At 56.7% G+C, this 18759-nt stretch carries 24 protein-coding genes; 11 read left to right on the forward strand and 13 right to left on the reverse strand.

The window, feature by feature from the left end:
• The first annotated feature begins 97 nt into the window (after positions 1-97).
• Positions 98-937: an EamA family transporter gene (locus ACR0CE_RS00415; RefSeq protein WP_480830395.1), complete on the forward strand. Its 840-nt coding sequence runs from the start codon at positions 98-100 to the stop codon at positions 935-937.
• Positions 938-965: 28 nt separating this feature from the next.
• On the opposite strand, the gene ACR0CE_RS00420 is transcribed toward ACR0CE_RS00415, so the two are convergent.
• The 3 genes from ACR0CE_RS00420 to parE form a co-directional block, all read right to left on the reverse strand.
• Positions 966-1937, reverse strand: coding sequence for a UDP-glucuronic acid decarboxylase family protein (locus ACR0CE_RS00420; RefSeq protein WP_480830397.1), 972 nt, complete (start codon positions 1935-1937; stop codon positions 966-968).
• A 210-nt stretch (positions 1938-2147) separates the two neighbouring features.
• On the reverse strand, positions 2148-2924 hold the full coding sequence (locus ACR0CE_RS00425; RefSeq protein WP_480830399.1) for a hypothetical protein: 777 nt from the start codon (positions 2922-2924) through the stop codon (positions 2148-2150).
• 23 nt (positions 2925-2947) lie between these two features.
• On the reverse strand, positions 2948-4906 hold the full coding sequence (gene parE / locus ACR0CE_RS00430; protein ID WP_480830401.1) for a DNA topoisomerase IV subunit B: 1959 nt from the start codon (positions 4904-4906) through the stop codon (positions 2948-2950).
• Positions 4907-5058: 152 nt separating this feature from the next.
• Between parE and ACR0CE_RS00435 the strand changes: the two genes are divergently transcribed.
• Entirely contained in the window at positions 5059-5667 is a 609-nt protein-coding gene (locus ACR0CE_RS00435; RefSeq protein WP_480484211.1) for a carboxymuconolactone decarboxylase family protein, read from the forward strand.
• 70 nt (positions 5668-5737) lie between these two features.
• On the opposite strand, the gene ACR0CE_RS00440 is transcribed toward ACR0CE_RS00435, so the two are convergent.
• The gene (locus ACR0CE_RS00440) at positions 5738-6616 is read right to left on the reverse strand and encodes an alpha/beta fold hydrolase (protein ID WP_480484210.1); all 879 of its coding nucleotides are present in this window, start codon (positions 6614-6616) and stop codon (positions 5738-5740) included.
• Between the two features lie 121 nt (positions 6617-6737).
• Here ACR0CE_RS00440 and ppk2 point away from each other — a divergent pair, with 121 nt between their 5' ends.
• Together ppk2 and ACR0CE_RS00450 are read left to right on the forward strand one after the other, a co-directional pair.
• Positions 6738-7661 (forward strand): polyphosphate kinase 2, encoded by a 924-nt coding sequence (ppk2, locus tag ACR0CE_RS00445; protein WP_480546520.1) that lies wholly within the window; start codon positions 6738-6740, stop codon positions 7659-7661.
• A 107-nt stretch (positions 7662-7768) separates the two neighbouring features.
• Positions 7769-9139, forward strand: coding sequence for an MATE family efflux transporter (locus ACR0CE_RS00450; RefSeq protein ID WP_480830403.1), 1371 nt, complete (start codon positions 7769-7771; stop codon positions 9137-9139).
• Here the strand turns inward: ACR0CE_RS00450 and ACR0CE_RS00455 are convergent.
• Positions 9136-9537 (reverse strand): hypothetical protein, encoded by a 402-nt coding sequence (locus ACR0CE_RS00455; protein ID WP_480473472.1) that lies wholly within the window; start codon positions 9535-9537, stop codon positions 9136-9138. The genes ACR0CE_RS00450 and ACR0CE_RS00455 overlap by 4 nt on opposite strands.
• 2 nt (positions 9538-9539) lie before the next feature.
• On the reverse strand, positions 9540-10742 hold the full coding sequence (locus ACR0CE_RS00460) for a pyridoxal phosphate-dependent aminotransferase (RefSeq protein WP_480830405.1): 1203 nt from the start codon (positions 10740-10742) through the stop codon (positions 9540-9542).
• A 92-nt stretch (positions 10743-10834) separates the two neighbouring features.
• Between ACR0CE_RS00460 and ACR0CE_RS00465 the strand changes: the two genes are divergently transcribed.
• The 3 genes from ACR0CE_RS00465 (at position 10835) to ACR0CE_RS00475 (ending at position 12057) form a co-directional block, all read left to right on the forward strand.
• The gene (locus ACR0CE_RS00465) at positions 10835-11227 is read left to right on the forward strand and encodes a helix-turn-helix domain-containing protein (protein ID WP_267366820.1); all 393 of its coding nucleotides are present in this window, start codon (positions 10835-10837) and stop codon (positions 11225-11227) included.
• A 29-nt stretch (positions 11228-11256) separates the two neighbouring features.
• Positions 11257-11481, forward strand: coding sequence for a succinate dehydrogenase assembly factor 2 (locus tag ACR0CE_RS00470; protein WP_480565240.1), 225 nt, complete (start codon positions 11257-11259; stop codon positions 11479-11481).
• Positions 11482-11559: 78 nt separating this feature from the next.
• Positions 11560-12057 carry a MarR family winged helix-turn-helix transcriptional regulator gene (locus tag ACR0CE_RS00475; protein WP_480484207.1) on the forward strand — a complete coding sequence of 166 codons (498 nt, stop codon included), beginning with the start codon at positions 11560-11562 and terminating at the stop codon, positions 12055-12057.
• Here ACR0CE_RS00475 and ACR0CE_RS00480 read toward each other — a convergent pair whose 3' ends face one another.
• Genes ACR0CE_RS00480 through ACR0CE_RS00490 form a run of 3 tightly spaced genes read right to left on the reverse strand, consistent with a single transcriptional unit; the run spans position 12058 to position 13894 of the window.
• On the reverse strand, positions 12058-12771 hold the full coding sequence (locus ACR0CE_RS00480; RefSeq protein WP_480484206.1) for a DUF1194 domain-containing protein: 714 nt from the start codon (positions 12769-12771) through the stop codon (positions 12058-12060). It lies immediately after the preceding gene.
• Entirely contained in the window at positions 12768-13469 is a 702-nt protein-coding gene (locus tag ACR0CE_RS00485) for a DUF1194 domain-containing protein (RefSeq protein ID WP_480484205.1), read from the reverse strand. Before ACR0CE_RS00485 ends, ACR0CE_RS00480 begins: the two co-directional genes overlap by 4 nt.
• Positions 13466-13894, reverse strand: coding sequence for a VOC family protein (locus ACR0CE_RS00490; RefSeq protein ID WP_267365400.1), 429 nt, complete (start codon positions 13892-13894; stop codon positions 13466-13468). The genes ACR0CE_RS00485 and ACR0CE_RS00490 overlap by 4 nt, the downstream gene beginning before the upstream one ends.
• 176 nt (positions 13895-14070) lie before the next feature.
• On the opposite strand from ACR0CE_RS00490, the gene thyX reads away from it, so the two are divergent.
• Both thyX and ACR0CE_RS00500 read left to right on the forward strand, forming a co-directional pair.
• Positions 14071-14979: an FAD-dependent thymidylate synthase gene (gene thyX / locus ACR0CE_RS00495; protein ID WP_480484204.1), complete on the forward strand. Its 909-nt coding sequence runs from the start codon at positions 14071-14073 to the stop codon at positions 14977-14979.
• Between the two features lie 61 nt (positions 14980-15040).
• Complete coding sequence (locus tag ACR0CE_RS00500; protein ID WP_480484203.1) at positions 15041-15349, forward strand: hypothetical protein; 309 nt, start codon at positions 15041-15043, stop codon at positions 15347-15349.
• Between the two features lie 84 nt (positions 15350-15433).
• On the opposite strand, the gene ACR0CE_RS00505 is transcribed toward ACR0CE_RS00500, so the two are convergent.
• On the reverse strand, positions 15434-15640 hold the full coding sequence (locus tag ACR0CE_RS00505) for a cold-shock protein (protein ID WP_008758035.1): 207 nt from the start codon (positions 15638-15640) through the stop codon (positions 15434-15436).
• Between the two features lie 214 nt (positions 15641-15854).
• On the opposite strand from ACR0CE_RS00505, the gene ACR0CE_RS00510 reads away from it, so the two are divergent.
• Positions 15855-16172 carry an ArsC/Spx/MgsR family protein gene (locus ACR0CE_RS00510; protein ID WP_480484202.1) on the forward strand — a complete coding sequence of 106 codons (318 nt, stop codon included), beginning with the start codon at positions 15855-15857 and terminating at the stop codon, positions 16170-16172.
• A gap of 41 nt (positions 16173-16213) precedes the next feature.
• Positions 16214-16582, forward strand: a complete 369-nt coding sequence (locus ACR0CE_RS00515) for a hypothetical protein (RefSeq protein WP_480484201.1) — start codon at positions 16214-16216, stop codon at positions 16580-16582.
• Position 16583: 1 nt separating this feature from the next.
• On the opposite strand, the gene ACR0CE_RS00520 is transcribed toward ACR0CE_RS00515, so the two are convergent.
• Genes ACR0CE_RS00520 through bufB form a run of 3 tightly spaced genes read right to left on the reverse strand, consistent with a single transcriptional unit; the run spans position 16584 to position 18714 of the window.
• Positions 16584-17102 (reverse strand): DoxX family protein, encoded by a 519-nt coding sequence (locus ACR0CE_RS00520; RefSeq protein ID WP_267365394.1) that lies wholly within the window; start codon positions 17100-17102, stop codon positions 16584-16586.
• Entirely contained in the window at positions 17099-17860 is a 762-nt protein-coding gene (locus tag ACR0CE_RS00525) for an HvfC/BufC family peptide modification chaperone (protein WP_480830408.1), read from the reverse strand. The genes ACR0CE_RS00520 and ACR0CE_RS00525 overlap by 4 nt, the downstream gene beginning before the upstream one ends.
• The gene (bufB, locus tag ACR0CE_RS00530; protein ID WP_480830410.1) at positions 17857-18714 is read right to left on the reverse strand and encodes an MNIO family bufferin maturase; all 858 of its coding nucleotides are present in this window, start codon (positions 18712-18714) and stop codon (positions 17857-17859) included. Before bufB ends, ACR0CE_RS00525 begins: the two co-directional genes overlap by 4 nt.
• Positions 18715-18759: the final 45 nt, after the last annotated feature.

Here is an 18759-nt window from a genome sequence, read left to right on the forward strand (position 1 = left end):
GGCTTGACAAAAATCCCGGTTTTGGCAGACACCACGCCCAAGTGAAATGGGGCCAAAGACCCTTTTTACGCACGATTTCTGCGGGAAAGGTTCGGGTATGACCCTGTTCGTCATTCTGATTATTCTGTCGGCGGCGCTGCTGCATGCCGTATGGAATGCCATCGTGAAAACGGCAGCGGACCGCACCACCATGCTGGGTCTGGTCGCGTTGGGTCAGGTCTTGCCGGCGGCGGTAATGGTGATGGTCCTGCCGTTGCCGAACACGCAGAGCTTTGTCTATATCCTGCTCTCGACCGTCGTGCATTTCGGCTATTACTTCATGCTGGGCAAGGCCTACCAGCATGGCGATCTGAGTGTGGTTTACCCCATAGCACGCGGGATTGTTCCGGCACTGGTCTCGCTTTGGGCGATCGCGCTGGTGGGCGAAGTTCTGCCTTGGCAGGCCTGGGGCGGAATCGCCCTGATCGCGGTTGGCATTCAACTGAGCAGCTGGGCCGCGCTGCGTTCGGGCGTCGGGCGCAGCGCGCTGGGATTCGCGCTGGGAACCGGATTTTGCATTTCGATCTATTCGGTGGTTGACGGCATCGGGGTGCGGCTGTCAGGCAATACGCTCAGCTATTGGGCGTGGGGGGCCTTTCTGCACCTGTTCATTGCAGGGTTTATCGGGGTCAGGAAACGCACCACCCTCAAAGAACTGCCAGTCAGAATATGGATGACGGGCCTTTTGGGTGGGCTGGTTTCGATGACAGCGTATGGTCTGGTGCTTTACGCCAAGAACTTTGCGCCGCTTGGGGCGGTTTCGGCCCTGCGGGAAACCTCGGTCATCTTTGCGGCGCTGATCGGGTTCATTTTCCTGAAGGAAGGCAACTGGATGCGACGCCTGGGCGCCGCGGTCCTCATGGCGATTGGCGTCGCGCTGATCGGCACGGCGGTCTGATCCATTCTCTGAACCACGGCGAGACGCGTTATCCGGCTGCGCCTTCTGACTGAAGCGCCCGGAAATACCGGATCGTTGCATCCAACCCTTCCTTCAGCTGCACTGTGGGTTCCCAGTTCAGCAGGGTCCGCGCCAGCGTGATATCGGGCTGACGTTGTTTTGGGTCATCCTCGGGCAACTCCCTGAAACTGATGGGGGTTTCCGCGCCAACAAGCGCCTGCACCTCGCTGGCCAGCTCGTTCATCGAGAATTCGTTGGGATTGCCCAGATTGACCGGGCCGGTGACCTCCTTGCCAGTATCCATCAGGCGGATGAACCCTTCGATCAGATCATCCACGTAACAGAATGACCGGGTCTGCGTTCCGTCGCCAAAGATGGTGATCGCCTCGCCGGTCAGGGCCTGCATGATGAAATTCGACACAACGCGCCCGTCGGCGGGGTGCATTCGGGGCCCGTAAGTGTTGAAGATGCGGGCGACCTTAATCTCAAGCCCCATCTGACGGTGATAGTCGAAGAACAAGGTCTCGGCGCAGCGTTTGCCCTCGTCATAGCACGAGCGCGGACCAACCGGGTTGACGTTGCCCCAATAGTCTTCGGTCTGCGGATGGATCGTCGGGTCGCCGTAAACCTCAGACGTTGAGGCTTGAAAGATCTTGCATTTCAGACGCTTCGCCAGCCCCAGCATGTTGATCGCGCCATGCACGCTGGTCTTGGTCGTCTGCACCGGATCGTGCTGATAATGCACGGGTGAGGCCGGGCAGGCGAGGTTGTATATCTCGTCCACCTCGACGAACAGCGGGAAGGTCACATCGTGGCGCATGAACTCGAACCGCGGGTTGCTGTGCAGATGGTCGATATTGCGCTTGGTGCCGGTGAACAGGTTGTCGACGCACAAAACCTCGTGCCCCTGATCCAGAAGCCGGTCGCACAGATGCGAGCCTAAAAACCCGGCCCCACCGGTTACGAGAACACGTTTTCGACTGTCATAAAGGCGGGCCATTGCAAATCCTTAATCGTTAAATCCAAGCCAGCTTGTCACGGTGAAGCTGGCTCTTTGTTTGATTAGTAAACCGAAGGGATTTGAATTGCAGTAGATTTTGGTTTTTTGAGGGCGCGTGTGGTGTTGGTGGGTCTTCCTATCCGTCCAAGCTTGATGCAAGGCATCAAGCACGCGCCCGACCCGCCCCCCAAAAGCGGGCGCGATTTCGGATTAGGTTCGAGACGCATATTCGTTCAAACGTGCCGTCAGCGCATTTATGTCTGCCTTGTAGTCAGCAACAGCAACGTTCTTTGGCCTAATGCAAAACCCTCGGTCTCTAACTAGTAGCACGCCCTTGTCATCTTTGATTCCCCACAAAACATTACTCAATGATTTTAGTAGCTTAACTCCAACGAGGTCTTTGTTTGGCTCATTGATGACAAATCTGAACGAACCAACGACGATATCTGTAAGTGAAGAAAGGTGAGACGTGCCGTTTAGGGTGTTATCAATCGACACGATGTTTCCGAGTTGGTGGGTTTTTTGGCTATTGTGAAATACAATGCCAGTTTCAAATACCTCTTTGAAGTAATGCTCTTGTTTGAAGTCAGTTGTACGATCAAACTTAGCGACACCGGGTGCGTTTCCGTTCTCACGAAGAAACTGATCAAACTTCATCAATAGTGTGTTTATTCCAAACTTTAGGCGCTTTTCGTGAGGCTGACCTTTGGCAATGGCGTGTGGAGTAATGTAGCAACAAGCCTTACACTTGTGCGTTGCAGCCAGTTTTAAAACAGCGTCTTTTGCCTCGGTGTGTACTTCGCGGCTAATATTCTTAGAGATCCCGCCGGGAGAGAATTTAAGTTTGTCATTGGACTTGAAACCATACTTGTTGCGTATGGCAATCATTCCCTTGTGGATTTGCAATAATTGATCAGAGGGAAAGAAAACGCTGGCGTAAATTAAAAACTTTTTGCTGCCGTCTTGATCAGCTTCGTCGGCGTACATGATGTACATAAAAGAACCTTCGTTTAAACATCCAACTCCTCCACAAACCGCGCGTTCTCCTGAATGTATTGGAACCGCAGTTCGGGCTTTTTGCCCATCAGACGCTCGACCAGATCACCGGTTTCGCCGGGTTCATCCTCGTCGATGGTGACCCGGATCAATTTCCGGGACTTGGGGTCCATCGTGGTCTCTTTCAGGTCCTTGGCGTCCATTTCGCCCAGACCCTTAAAGCGGGACACGTCGATCTTGCCCTTGCCGCCCAGACCTTTTTTCAGCCATTCGTCGCGCTCGGCCTCGTCCAGACAATAGACGCGTTTGGCGCCCTGGGTCAGGCGATAGAGGGGCGGGCAGGCCAGGTACAGGTGGCCCGCGTCAATCATTGGGCGCATCTGGGTAAAGAAGAACGTCATCAGCAAGGACGCGATATGCGCCCCGTCCACATCCGCGTCTGTCATGATGATGACCTTGTCATAGCGCAGGTCGTCAACGTTGAACTTGGTGCCAAGCCCGACACCCAGCGCCTGCGTCAGATCGTTGATCTCGGCATTTGTGCCCAGTTTCGAACTGGCCGCGCCCAACACGTTCAGGATCTTGCCGCGCAGGGGCAGCAGGGCCTGTGTTTTGCGGTCACGACCCATCTTGGCAGAACCGCCCGCAGAATCGCCCTCGACGATGAATAATTCCGTGCCGTCGCGTGTTGAACTGGAACAGTCCACCAGCTTGCCGGGAAGACGAAGTTTCTTAGTGGCGGACTTGCGTTGCGTTTCCTTCTCGGCCCGACGGCGCAGGCGTTCTTCGGCCCTCAGGATGAGGAAGTCGAGGATCGCGCCGGCGGATTTCGTATCAGCCGCCAGCCAGTTGTCGAAATGGTCGCGGACCGCGTTTTCGACCAGCCGCTGCGCCTCGACCGTGGCCAGACGGTCCTTGGTCTGGCCCACGAATTCCGGCTCGCGGATAAAGCACGACACCAGCGCGCAGCCACCTGTCAGCAGGTCGTCGCGGGTGATCTGCGCGGTCTTCTTGTTGTTGATCAACTCGCCATAGGCCTTGATCCCCTTGAGGATCGCAGCCCAGAATCCAGCCACATGGGTGCCGCCTTCGGGGGTGGGAACGGTGTTACAATAGGATTGGATGAACCCGTCACGCGACGGTGTCCAGTTGATCGCCCATTCGACCTTGCCGGGGGTGCCGAATTTCTCGTTAAAATCCACGGTGCCCGCAAAGGGTTGCTCGGCATAGGTGGACGAGCCGTTCATTGTCTCTTTCAGGTAATCCGACAGGCCGCCGGGAAAGTGGAACGAGGCCTCAAGCGGGGTTTCGCCGTCATCGATGGCGGTTTTCCAGCGGATTTCGACGCCCGAGAACAGATAAGCCTTGGAGCGGATGGATTTGAACAGCCGCGCGGGCTTGAACTTGTGATGGCCAAAGATGTCCGGGTCGGCGTGGAAGGTCACCGTTGTGCCGCGCCGGTTCGGGGCCGCGCCAACCTTTTCGACCGGGCCAAGTGGGATACCGCGCGAGAAACGTTGTTCATATAGCTGCTTGTCCCGCGCCACCTGCACGACCATCGAATCAGACAGCGCGTTCACCACCGACGCACCAACCCCGTGCAAGCCACCCGAGGTCTGATAGGCCTTGCCCGAGAACTTGCCACCCGCGTGCAGGGTACACAGGATCACCTCCAATGCGGACTTGCCCGGAAATTTCGGATGCGGGTCGATCGGGATACCGCGCCCGTTGTCACGGACGGTCAGGGCGTAGTCGGAATGCAGCTCGACCTCGATCCGGTTGGCAAAGCCTGCCACCGCCTCGTCCATCGAGTTGTCGAGGATCTCGGCCAACATATGGTGCAGCGCACGCTCATCCGTGCCGCCAATATACATGCCGGGGCGTTTGCGAACCGGTTCCAGCCCTTCGAGCACCTCGATCGAGGAGGCGTCATAGGTAGAAGTGGCGCTGGGCGTCAACAGATCTTCGGGCATGGGTGCTGCTCTTGTTTTTGGGTTTCCGCCATTATGGCAGGTGATGTGGTCCGGGGGAAGGGGGACGCGAGGTGTTGTGGATTTTCTGTCAAGCCGCTTGCAATCCGTGCAGATAACCAGTCCTTTGATCCCGGTAAAGCGGAGGTGAATAAATGAGCTGGATCAGAACCGTTCCGTTCGAAGACGCGACTGGAAAGTTGAAGAAACTCTACGAACGCGTGACCGGGCCGAACAATAACGTAGACAACATCATGATGGCACACAGCCTTCGCCCGCATTCGATGGAAGGCCATATGGCCATGTACAAGGCAGTGCTGCATCATTCGGGCAACAAGATACCGAAATGGTTTCTGGAAGTGCTGGGGGTTTGGGTCAGCTCACTGAACCGGTGCGGGTATTGCGTCGAGCATCACTTTGCAGGTCTTCAGCGCTTGCTGGGTGATACGGTGCGTGGCAACGCGATCAGGGCAGCGATTGAGGCGCGCGATCCCTCGGCTGCACCGCTGGATGCGGCGCAAATGGCTGCGATGGATTATGCTCGCAAGCTGACCGAAGCGCCGGGCGATCTGGTCGAGGCGGACGTCGCTGCCCTGCGCGACGCGGGGTGGGATGATGGCGAAATCCTCGAGATCAATCAGGTCTGCTCCTATTTTTCATATGCAAACCGGACGGTTCTGGGGCTTGGGTGCTCAACCGATGGTGATGAGTTGGGGTTGTCGCCGAACAACTCTGACAACCCTGACGACTGGGGGCACCGGTAAGGTGCTAAAGATGTCGTCGGCGCTGCGACAAAGGCTGCCTGGCTTGCCGTTGCGCGCGGGCGCGGCCTGATTACGTCAGGCCAGTCCATTCCAGAATGGCCTGCGCCACGGCCCGCGGGTTTTGATGATGCAACCAATGATCGGTCCCAGGGATCGTGACACGGGTGAGGTGGGTGGCAAACGCCTCCAGCCCCTCAGTGGCTTCTGGTAAAAGGGCTTTGTCATCCGGCCCCCAAATCAACAAGTGCGGACACCTGACATGCAACCGGTCGAGCGGCAGGTCAGGCAGGTCTGTCGCGGGGACACCGGGTTTGGCGACAACCAACGGAGAGGCTCTGTACCAGTTCAGCATCGCCTGCAGCCGACCGGGTCGGGCCCATTCAGTGCGGTAGTCGGCCATGCGAGCTTCGGTCAACCAGTCCAGCCCCATACCATGGCGAAAGAACTGTTCCAGCATCGCAAAGTTGTTTTCGGACAGTTTTTGTGCGGCATCGGGTGCTCGCAGCAGATTGATATATTGCGAGGCTGTGGATTGTGCGCCACCTGAGGCCATGGCGCGTTGAAACGGCACCGGATGTACGCCGTTTGCAATGATTAACCGATCAACGAGTTCCGGGCGGAACATGGCAACGCCATAAGCCACCGATGCGCCCCAGTCGTGACCCAGCAGCGCAACTGGCGCGCCGCAGGTTTCAATCAGTGCGGCCATGTCTGTGACCAGTTGCGACAGGGTATAGTTCTGCACCCCTTCGGGACACCAGCTTTGGCCATAACCGCGCTGGTCCGGAGCAATACAATAAAAGCGTTCTGCCAGATGAGGCGCAAGATCGGCCCAGGCACCGCTGTATTCGGGGAAACCATGCAGCATCAATAATGGTGGCGCGGCTTTGTCGCCCCATGTCCTGACGTGGAAAGAATGGCCGTTCAGCTTGAAAAAAGACGTCTGCATTGGAACAAGGGATCCGCGCTGGAAATCATGGGTTTTTGAGGCATCTATTTGACACCAATCAAAGCGCATTTCCGAGCTTTCTGCTAGCCACCCTTCAGGACAGTAGAAAAGGACAGGATGTATGGACGCCATTGCCACGACCAACGCAGAACCCACCCAGATCAAGACCACGCTCACCAAAGACACCGACCCTTCAGCGCCCAGCCCCGAGAAAATCCGGCAGGCGTTTGAAAGTGGGAAATACCCCTATGGCCGCAAAATGGCCCGGTCGGTGTATGAGACGCAAAAAGCCAATCTGCAGGCCGAGCTTTTGAAGGTTCAGCTGTGGGCGCAGGAAACGGGGCAGCGGTTTGTCTTGTTGTTCGAAGGGCGCGATGCGGCAGGCAAAGGGGGTACGATCAAGCGGTTCATGGAGCACCTGAACCCGCGTCAGGCCCGTGTTGTTGCATTGAACAAACCCACCTGGGAAGAGAAAGGCCAGTGGTACTACCAGCGCTACATTCAGGAGATGCCGACCGTGGGCGAGATGGTGTTCTATGACCGGTCCTGGTACAACCGCGCTGGTGTGGAGCGGGTCATGGGGTTCTGCACGCCCAACGAATATCTTGAGTTCATGCGGCAAACGCCCGAGTTGGAACGGATGCTGGTGCGCTCGGGCATTCAGCTATACAAATACTGGTTCTCGGTTACACAGCAAGAGCAGCAACGCCGTTTCAAAAGCCGCGAAACCGACCCCCTGAAGCAATGGAAACTGTCGCCCATCGACAAGGCGAGCCTCAGCAAGTGGGATGATTATACCGAGGCGAAAGAAGCCATGTTCTTTTACACGGACACGGCTGACGCACCCTGGACGATCATCAAGTCAAATGACAAGAAACGCGCGCGCCTGAACTGTATGCGTCACTTCCTGTCCTCGCTGGATTACCCTGGCAAGGATCACGATATCGTGGGCGAGCCTGACCCGCTGATCGTAGGGCAGGCGCATCACGTTATCCACCGGTCCGAGCATATTCTGGGTACGGCTCTGCACCCCGACGCCCGCTGATTGCAAAGATGCCCGGCCTCAGGAAACGGTCGGGCATAAAAGTCTCAATATGAAATATTGCCGATCCGCTCTTGTCCCGCGCCAATGGCGCGCATATGGCTGGAGCGATGACAAAGGTGATGACATATCCGGCCCATTTTCGGGCTATTGCCGTTCTCGGCCTGCCACTGGTTGGCGGTCATCTGGCGCAGTACGCAATCGGCTTGACCGACACCATCATGCTGGGTTGGTACGGGGTCGAGGCGTTGGCGGCCGTTACCTTGGCCAACAGTTATTATTTCGTGTTGTTTTTGTTTGGTGCGGGATTTGGATGGGCCGTCATGCCCATGGTTGCCACAGCGGCGGCGGAAGGGGATGAAACCAGCATTCGCCGCTCGACCCGGATGGGGCTATGGTTGTCGTTGCTGTATGCCGTGGTTGTCATGCCCTTGCTGTGGTGGTCCTATCCGATCCTGATCGCCATGAAGCAGGAACCGCAAATTGCTGAAACCGCAGCCGAATATCTGCGAGTTGCCGGTTGGGGATTGTTTCCGGCCCTCATTGTGATGGTGTTGAAAAGCTATCTGGCGGCATTAGAGCGAACGCAGATTGTTTTGTGGATCACAATTGCGGCGGCGGCTGTGAACGGGCTGACCAATTATGCGCTGATCTTCGGCAACTGGGGTGTCCCCGAACTGGGCGTGACAGGGGCGGCAATCGCCTCGATCACGACACAAGTTGTTTCGCTGATCGCGGTTGTTATCTATGTGATCCGGACGTTGCCAGAGCATAGCCTATTCCAACGGTTCTGGCGACCGGATTGGGAAATGTTTGCCAGCGTATGGAAGTTGGGAGTACCCATCGGCTTGACCACATTGGCCGAAGTTTCACTGTTCGCGACTTCTGCGGTGATGATGGGCTGGCTGGGTCAGGTCCCGCTGGCTGCGCATGGGATCGCCCTGAATCTGGCGTCAGCCACTTTCATGGTTCACCTGGGGTTATCAAATGCGGCGACCATCCGGGCTGGCAATGCGCTGGGTCGTCGGGACAGGGCGCATCTGGAAAAGGGCGCAATTTCCGTGACTGGTATGTCGCTGGTCATGTCGGTGGCAACCATCATTCTGTTCCTGACCTGCGCCGAGCCTTTGATTTCCCTGTTCATGGAAACAGATGACCCGCAGCGGGGCCAAATCCTGACTATCGGAACCGGGTTGCTTGCCATGGCGGCGTTGTTTCAGCTGGTCGACGGCGCGCAGGTGATTGCGCTGGGCCTGCTGCGCGGGTTGCAGGATGCCAAGATCCCAATGGTCATGGCGGCGCTCAGCTATTGGGTCGTAGGGATTCCCGCGTCGTATTATTTCGGCTTTGTCCGTCATATGGACGGCATCGGCGTCTGGCTGGGCCTGGTGCTTGGTCTCGCCTTCGCAGCCGTGCTTCTCATGACCCGATTCTGGATGTATTCGGTACAGCAGATACAGGCATCGGCCGAGCCCGCCTAGTCTTTGTCCAGCCGATCTGCCTTTTTTCGCACTAGTACCGTACGCAGGTCGTGCATGGCCATCAATAACCTGTCTGTCACATCCTCCAGCTGCGTGTCGCTTGCCTTGGACTGTGCCCATTGCGTGGTCAGATTCAGATAGTCGACCGCGCGATGGATATCGTCAATGTCGCGCTGAGCCAGCAGGGCCCGGCGCTCTTCCATCCATTGGGCAATCTCGGCCTGATCCCGGTCTGACAACGTCCGCTGCCCGTGCGGCTTGACCTCGCCATTGCGGATATTGATGACGGCAATCTGGTCCATCTCGATCCGGCGCTGACGGTTTTCCGTATCGATCCGAAACACCGCAGCACCGTTTTCACGTATGCGAAAGTAATACTCAGGCAGTTCGGCGGACATGGTCACCTCAGAGAAGCACAAAAACGCTGGATGCGGCTGCAAGCTTCGGTCAGTGCCGCGTCGGACGTAGCATAGCTGACGCGGAAATTCGGCGACAGGCCAAAGGCGGCGCCAAATACAACGGCCACGTCGGCCTCTTCCAGAAGTGCGGTTGCAAAGGCTTCGTCGTCTACCAGAACGGTCCCAGCGGGCGTCGTCTTCCCGATCAATCCGGCGATTGACGGATAGACATAAAAGGCCCCTTCGGGTGTGGGGCAGGTGACGCCATCAATCTCGTTCAGCATCCGAACCACCAGATCGCGCCGGCGCCTGAATGTCTCGTTATTCGGGGCCAGAAAATCCTGAGTTCCGTTCAGGGCCTCGACGGCAGCCCACTGACTGACCGAGCAGGGGTTCGAGGTGGATTGCGACTGGATCTTGCGCATGGCCGCGATGATTTCGACCGGACCGGCAGCATAACCGATGCGCCAACCGGTCATGGCATAGGCTTTTGAAACCCCGTTGCAGGTGAGGGTTCGGTCAAATAGGCCGGGTTCAACCTCGGCCGGGGTGCAGAACTCAAACCCGTCATAGGCCAGATGTTCGTACATGTCGTCCGACATGATCCAGACATGCGGATGACGCATCAGAACATCGGTCAGCGCCTTCAGTTCATCCCGACTGTACCCTGCGCCCGTTGGGTTCGAAGGCGAGTTAAAGATGAACCACTTTGTCTTGGGCGTGATGGCGGCTTCCAGTTGTTCTGCGGTCAGCTTGAAACTGTTTCCCAGCGTTGTTTCGACCACAACAGGGGTGCCCCCGGCCAAAAGCACCATATCGGGGTAGCTGACCCAGTACGGTGCAGGGATGATCACCTCGTCGCCTTCATTCATCGTCGCCATCAGAGCATTGTACAGCGTTTGCTTGCCACCGGTCCCGACCGAGATCTGGGCCGGCGAATAGTCCAGCCCGTGGTCACGTTTCATCTTGGCACATGCCGCTTGTTTCAGCTCGGGAATGCCGTCCGGCGCGGTGTATTTGGTTTTGCCTGCTGCGATGGCCGCAACAGCGGCGTCTTTGATGTTCTGGGGTGTGTCAAAATCCGGCTCACCAGCGCTTAGGCCGATGACATCACGTCCGGCGGCCTTCAGCTCGGCTGCCTTGGCTGTCATTGCGATGGTGGGTGAAGGTTTGACGCGTGACAGTGTCGCAGACAGAAAACTCATGCTCGGCCTCGGTTTGTATGTTCAGCCCGACTGTCATAGGGTGCGTCCGAGTGACGATCAAGCAGTATAGACAATGTGAGATGGAGACCCGAATGAATGATGAAAACGACTGGTACGGTCCGGATTCTGCGACATTCGGAGACCGTCTGGCAGGCGCACGCGAAGCCGCGGGAATGACGCAGGCGCAACTGGCGCGGCGTCTTGGGGTCAAAAAGGCGACAATTTCAGATTGGGAAAACGATCTGTCCGAACCCCGGGCCAACAGGCTGTCAATGATGGCGGGCATGGTCAATGTCTCAATCATGTGGTTGTTGACCGGCGAGGGCGACGGCATGGATGCGCCCGTGGATGAAGGCGAAGGCGGGATGGAACTGTCCTCGGCCGTGGCCGAACTGCGCGCCATCCGAGCGGAAATGCGCGCCTGTTCTGAACGTGCAGCGCGTCTGGAAAAGAAAATGCGTCAGATGCTGGAGCAGAAGAATTGAGCGAACCCCGGGATGTGCGTATCAAGCGCATGCAAATGCGGTCGATGCGACGCGGCATCAAAGAGATGGACATTATCCTGTCCGCCTATGCGGGGCGCAACCTGGCCGACATGGATGCCGACGGTCTGGATGTCTATGACGCGCTGTTGCATGAAAACGATCAAGACCTTTATCAATGGGTCACGGGGCAGGTGCAGCCTCCGGCGCGATTTGCCAGCCTGATTGCAGACATAGCGCAAACCTTTCAGAAATAAGGCAAAGTTCCGCTTAACCGATTTTTCGGATTTTCGGTTCATCGTGTGTCAAACAGCGCGACTGAATCGGAGGGTCGGATGAGTATGGAAATGCAGGTCTCCACACCAGAGACTAAGGGTTTCATAACCAGCTATCTTGAGGCGCTGGCCCTGGTGGAGCGACTGCACCGGTTGTTGCTGGATGTCATCAAGGACGAGTTTGAGCGCGTCGGCGTATTGGAAATCAATGCGGTTCAGGCGTTGTTGCTGTTCAATATCGGTGATCACGAAGTCACGGCAGGCGAACTGAAAAGCCGTGGGTACTATCAGGGCAGCAATGTCAGCTATAACCTCAAGAAACTGGTTGAGATGGGCTATATGCACCACCAAAGATGCGAGATTGATCGCCGTTCAGTTCGCGTGCGCCTGACGCCGCAAGGCAGGGAAATCCGCAATATCGTGTCCAAGCTGTTTGCACGTCACGCCGAAGGCCTGCAAGGCAGGGGGGTGCTTGGGCTTGAAGGCATCGAAGATATCACCAGTTCGCTGCGTCGCGTTGAACGGTACTGGACGGATCAGATAAGGTATATCTATTGATCAGTGGCGGGCGTCAGACAGGACAAGACTGTCCAGCTCACGAAGAAGTTTGCGGGTCATGGCCTCTTCATACGCCTCAAAGCCCAGCGCCACTTCTACGAACGCGTTTGGCCCCAAAATGACCCAGGCTGAATAGTAAGCTGAAAGTTCACCGACCTGAACATATCTCCGATCACCTTCTTTCGGATCGTCGGCGCCGATCACCAGCCCGTTAATTGTGATCCCGTCATGTCGCAAACTGGCTTTCACATCACGTGGATGCGGTCCGAGGTTATGTTTGCCATCACCGGACAGATCCAGCGTACGGCGCCAGCACCCCCTTTGCTGATCAAGCAGGGAAGAGCCAAATAACATGGCCGACCCTAGCGCCGTTCCCTGCGGCGCTGTGCTGCGCGAGGTCCGGACCAAACGATCACTGATTGCGATCAGGTCGGCGGGGGACCGTACTTCTGTCCACTCCAACAGCATCCGTTCATGTCCCCGCTCGCTCCATTCGAAGATCGCCAGACGTAAGGAGGTTGCGCCGTCCGACAACATCAGCTGGCTGACCTCGGGGCGGCTCAGGGCCGACGCCAGCCCGTCCAGTTGCAGCCTGTATTCCCGGCTGTCCACCGAACCCGACACATCCAGCCCCAGCGCAAGGGCCTGCCGGCATTCGCCAAAGGCAGGTCCTGATATCAGGCAAGCCAGAAAGACGATCACCTGACGTATCATGGGCCTTCATTCCGTAATGCACCGATTTGCAGACCGCTCAGTTCCCGTTTCAGTTTCTTTCGCATGGCGCGCTCGAAATCTTCAAACCCGGTGGCAATTTCCAAAAAGGCGCCGGGCCCGTGCAGGACGTTATTTTCGAAGAAAGGGATCAAGAACAGCTCTCCCTCGAAATCCGCCGCGTTGATCACAAGCCCATTCACGACAGTGTTTTGGAAGGGAAAGTGCCGATAGGCGATCTGCGGCCCATAGCCATCGTTGTTCGTGCCGTCGCCGGACAGGTCAATGGTTTGAAACAAGCATTGCGGCGCTTGCTCCATAAGACTTGCACCGTATGCCAACGCATAGCCCATAGCTGTTGCCGATCCGCCGTCAGATCGGACGGATTGGCTGACCTGGCTGGATGCGAACAGCAGATCACCAACGTCATCGATCATTGTCCAGTTCAGGACGACATTTTGGGTTGAGCGGCCACTCCACTCATATACCGCCAGGGCAACGGGCATCGGTGAAGAAAAGAAGGCCTCTTGCACTTCGGGTGCAATCAAGGCGGCGGCTAACCCCTGCCGTTGCAACACATCTTCAGCCTCATCGACTGAAACGGAAATATCCATCGCCAAGGCCAGCGCCAAGCGGCATTGCTCGGCCTTGACAGGGCTGGCCTGAACGACCAGCCCAAACGCTATCAGCCAACGGATCACCAGTGACCACTGCTCTCCATGCTGGCCCAGGGTTCGGCTGGTTCCAGTGCTTCTCCATTCTGCAAAAGCTCAACCGAGATGTTGTCGGGCGATCGAACAAAAGCCATGCGACCATCCCTTGGCGGGCGATTGATCGTAACGCCATTGTTCTGAAGATGTTGGCAAACCTCGTAGATATTGTCGACACCGTAGGCCAGATGGCCGAAGTGACGGCTGTCGGCTGGCAACGCGTCATCGCCGTCCCAGTTGTACGTCAACTCGATCGGCGCCTCTTCCTGTCCCGGAGGGGCCATGAAGATCAGAGAAAATCGCCCGGCTTCACTGTCATACCGACGTGTTTCTTTCAGACCCAGAAGCTCGTAAAATGCCATGGATTTTTCCAGATCCTTCACGCGGACCATGGTGTGAAGATATTTCAGCGCCATTTCGGCCATCCTTTTTCGACTCACATTGCCAAGAGCTTAGCGCTCCGCCTCGATGTGTCGATAGAGCCCTTGGCAGCAATTTGTTTTTTGCGCCCGCTGCGGCATATATCGCGGTTCCTGCGCCGGGATCGGCGATATATAGTAGCAGGCGACTCATTGCCAGAAAGGAAGATTCGATGCCGCTGTCCCCTGACCAACAGGCCGAGATCGACGCGCAACGCGCGCAATCGCATCCCACGCGTCGAGTTGTCTCGGCGGGAATGGAAGACCACCTGTACACGGCGCATCAGGTTCTGGATCATGGCTTTGTCCGCGTGATCGACTATATGGGGGATGATGCCGCCATCTGTCAGGCTGCGCGCGTTTCATACGGCACAGGCACCAAATCTGTTCAGAATGATGAAGGGTTGATCCGGTATCTGATGCGGCACTGGCATTCGACGCCATTCGAAATGTGCGAAGTCAAATTGCATGTGAAATTGCCTGTGTTCGTGGCGCGGCAGTGGATCCGGCACCGGACCGCCAATGTGAATGAATACTCGGCACGGTATTCAATTCTGGACCGGGAGTTTTATATCCCAGCCCCTGAACATGTGGCGGCACAGTCCGAAGTGAACAATCAGGGCCGTGGGGCAACGTTGGAAGGCGAAGAGGCCGCGCGCGTATTGGAAACCCTCAAGGCCGACAGCACGCGGTGCTATGACAATTACGAGTCCATGATCAGCCAGGACGGGCAGCAGGGGCTAGCACGTGAACTGGCCCGCATGAACCTACCCGCAAACGTCTATACGCAATGGTATTGGAAGGTGGATCTGCATAATCTGTTCCACTTCCTGCGCCTGCGGGCCGATCCGCATGCTCAGTATGAAATCCGCGTTTATGCCGAGGCGATGTGCAAGATCGTCGCTGATTGGGTGCCGTTTGCGTATAAGGCGTTCGAGGATTACCGGCTGGGTGCGGTGAACCTGTCTGCCCAGATGGTCGAAAGCCTGCAACGCATGCTGGCAGGAGAGGCGGTCACGCAAGAAAACTCGGGGATGACAGCGCGCGAATGGCGTGAGTTCGAGGCGATCATTCGCAAATAGAGCTGACGAGCTGCATAGCTTTTGTCTATACGTGTCGTCATGGAATTGTTACACTTGTTCCATGGCCCGCATTTTGCATTTTGCTCTGTTATGTCTGTTTTTTGGTCTCGCCTTGCCTGCGCAGGCCAAGTCCCCCATAGCTGAGGTTTTGTGCGAACCGACGCTCCGGTTGCACCAGAAACTGGAAAGGCAGTTCGGTGCGCGGCGCGTGGCATCGGGTGTTCGCGGGCCGGAACAGATTATGGAAGTCTGGGCAAGTCAGCACGGGGACTGGACCATGGTTGTCACCTACGCGACAGGCACATCCTGCATCGTTGCCATGGGCGAAAACTGGAATACCCACGCCGACGCCAAGCCCGCGCGAGGGTAATGGAACGAAACCGGTGGGGGATGGATAACGGCCGGAAATTGGCCGTCATCCTTAATGATCAACCGCGTGTTTAGCGGGATGTCGTTACAGTGGTTTCAAATCAGCTGCCATTTGGCGGCCGTCGCGTCCGTCCTGCAACTCGTACGAAACTTTTTGGTTGTCTGCGAGTCCGGTGAGGCCGGACCGTTCTACGGCCGAGATATGTACAAACACATCTTTGCCCCCTTCGTCAGGGGCAATAAATCCATAGCCTTTAGTGGTATTGAACCATTTCACGGTGCCGGTTGGCATGTCCCGTGTCTCCTTCTACTTACGCATTGTCCCACAAATTGGTGGGGGCTGTGGTCAGCGTCACCACGAAAAAGTTGTTTTGGCACTGGCTGAACAGTCCAATTCGTGTGTTTCGCCTTTTTCAACATTGCACGGTGAAGTAAAAAATCAAGAATAACCGCAAGAAGCGGGCAAGATTGCTTAAAATCAAAGCATGGGCAGGAGCGTCAAAGACATGCAGCTTTATGGATTGAAAAACTGTGACACCTGTCGCAAGGCATTGAAATCGCTGCCAGACGTCAAATTTTCTGATGTACGCAGCGACGGTGTGCCGGGTTCGGTGCTGTCACGGGCCTTTGCCGAGTTCGGCAATGACTTGCTTAATACCAGATCGACGACATGGCGCGGATTGGACGAAACCCAGCGTGCCAAGCCCCCTTTGGAGCTTTTGAAAGAGCACCCGACCCTGATGAAACGCCCATTGATCGAAGTCGATGGCAGGCTGTTGTTGGGTTGGACAGCTGAAACCCGTGCTCAGCTTGGCATTTCCTGAACGGGTGCTTATCTGCGTGAAAGCTACAATGAGGGTTTTCAATGCGTAATGCCGCAATGTTATTGGGTGTAATCGCCGGGTTGATCGGAATGATCGTCGGGTTCTTCGGCTATGCAAAGGTGGTCGTGGTTGACCATGTCGGCGAGATTGACGGAGTTCTAAGCCAGGTCGACAATCCTGATCTGGTGCAAGCCATTTCGATTATCGCGCCCTTGCTGGCAATCGCGGGCGGGGCCATGGCACCAGCGCGCGCGTTGATTGGCGGGGTCTTGTTGCTGGGGTCAGCGGCTGCGATGTACTACGCCTTTGGTTTTGGTGTTTTCACCATGTTCCCGATCACATTTGCCGGGATCGCCGGGATACTTGGGCTGGCCGCGGGAAAACCGGACCAGCCCAAGGCACATTTCTGAGTTACTTAAGGCGAAGGATCCGGTCGAGCGAGATCGGCCCTGCGCCGTTGATGACGATCACCAGCATCAGGAAGGTCCACATCGTGCGCTGATCCATCAGGGACGGCGCCGCGTCGAACAGGCTGCCCAGTTTCACGCCATGGCCGGTGACGTCGACAAGAGTCTGCACCCAGATGAAACCGATCATGCCCAAAGCCGCCAAACGCGAGAACAGCCCAACCAGTAGAAGTGCCGGGAGCACAAATTCGGCAACCGTTCCCATGAAGATGACGATGCGTTGGAAGAACGTCATTTGGGACACGTCATACAGAACAGCCTCCGCCGCTTTGGGGAATATCTGACCAAATGCACCTGCCGAAGGCGAAAAGATCGATCCGTCGATCTTCAGCATGGCTGAGTTCCAGTAATAAACCAGAAGAACCGCAACAAAGACCAGTCGTGCCAGCGTAGGGGTCAACCAGCCAGACGCAAGGTCCAGTTTTCCCATGGTGTTATTGTAGGTTGAGATCAAAGCAGTCATGTCTCCAGCCTTTCGATAGTCACAGAGGTTATTGCACCGCCCTGCAACAGCAGTGCCAGAGTGGTTCCAAGATCAAATTCAGGCAGTTCGGCAGTTGTTTTTTCAAATGCTTCACCGATTGTGTCGCCGCTCAGCATATGGGCGATCCAATCTGCACCACCTGCCGGAAGCAGATTGGGTGTGGGATCGAATTCGGCGCGGGTGATCAACACATCCTCGGCCCGTGCATCCGGTTTCGGAGCATTGGTTTCCATGTTGAAGCGCCAGATTGCGTGAATGGGCCAATCCGAGCGGATCACCTGCATGGCCGGTGCAAACTGCAATCGGGCCTGCATGACCTGTTCGGGCTCGACCGCTAGGACATCTGCCGGTGCAGGTTCGCTGTCGGAGGCGTGGTAGGACTTGCGCAAGGCAATCTCCAACCGGGCCACGTCCGGCATGTATCCAAGATGGGCAAGTTGGGGCATTCCTGCCAGAAAATCAGGAAACGCCTCGCCATAAAACATCATCAGCGGAGAGGAGGGCGGGTGCTGACGCAGGAAAATCCCGGCCAACCCATCCATGTTCTGCGCCCCTAGCAATTTGGCAATCACAGGAAACGCCTGATGCATCGCTTCGGTCAGCGACACCGCAACGTTGTTGCGGTAAACGCTGAATCTGCGACCGGCCGGTCGCGCACCGCCGTCCAGCAATCCACCGGGAACGGGCGCTGACGCATCCATCATGGCCGCGCGGAATTCAGATTGAGAAACGCTCATACCGGTATCCGGTCCAATGCGGTTTGCGCGCGAATGGCCTCATCCCGCAGAACGGGCCAATCAGGCACATCAGTGTCCCATTCGATCAGAACGGGTTTTGGCCCCGAACGCTCCAGCACATAATCCAGCAGAGTCCACACCGGGTCGACCACTTCTCGTCCGTGACTGTCGATTAGCAGCGGATGACCGTGATCGTCTTCATCCTCATCATGGCCGCCAAGGTGAATTTCCGACACTTTTTCAAGCGGATAAGCGTCAATATAGCCTTGCGGCGAGAAATCCAGATTGGTGGCTGAGACAAAGACATTGTTTACGTCAAGCAACAGGCCGCATCCGGTGCGCTTTGCAATCTCCCTCAGGAAATCAGGTTCGGACCAGGTGCTTTCCTCGAAGGCCAGATAGCTGGACGGATTTTCCAGCAGCATCTGCCGCCCGACAGTGTGCTGGACCTGATCGATATGTTCACAAACCCGCGCTAGAGTTTCGTCTGTATAGGGCAGGGGCAGCAGGTCGTTGTAGAAATGGCTGTCATGGGTGGACCAAGCCAAATGTTCGGAAAAGCTTGCGGGGCTCAGCCAGCCGACCAAGTGTTTCAGCCGGGCCAGATGATCGGGGTCCAGCGCGCCTTCACCGCCAATGGACAGGCCAACGCCATGGACCGAGATTGGGAAATGTTCGGAAAGGTGGCGCAGCTGCGCCAAGGGCCGCCCGCCGTCGCCCATATAATTCTCGGCATGGATTTCCAACCATGCGACGGGCTGTGCGTGTTCAAGTATCTGAGCGAAGTGTTGCGGCTTGTAACCAACGCCCGGCGCTGCGGGCAGGCGGTTTGACCGGCAGGTGTCATCCAACATGGGCCAGTTCCTTGATCACGAAAGGGAAAGGGCGGGCGATGGTGC

It is taken from the genome of Ruegeria sp. L11, from assembly GCF_056531755.1.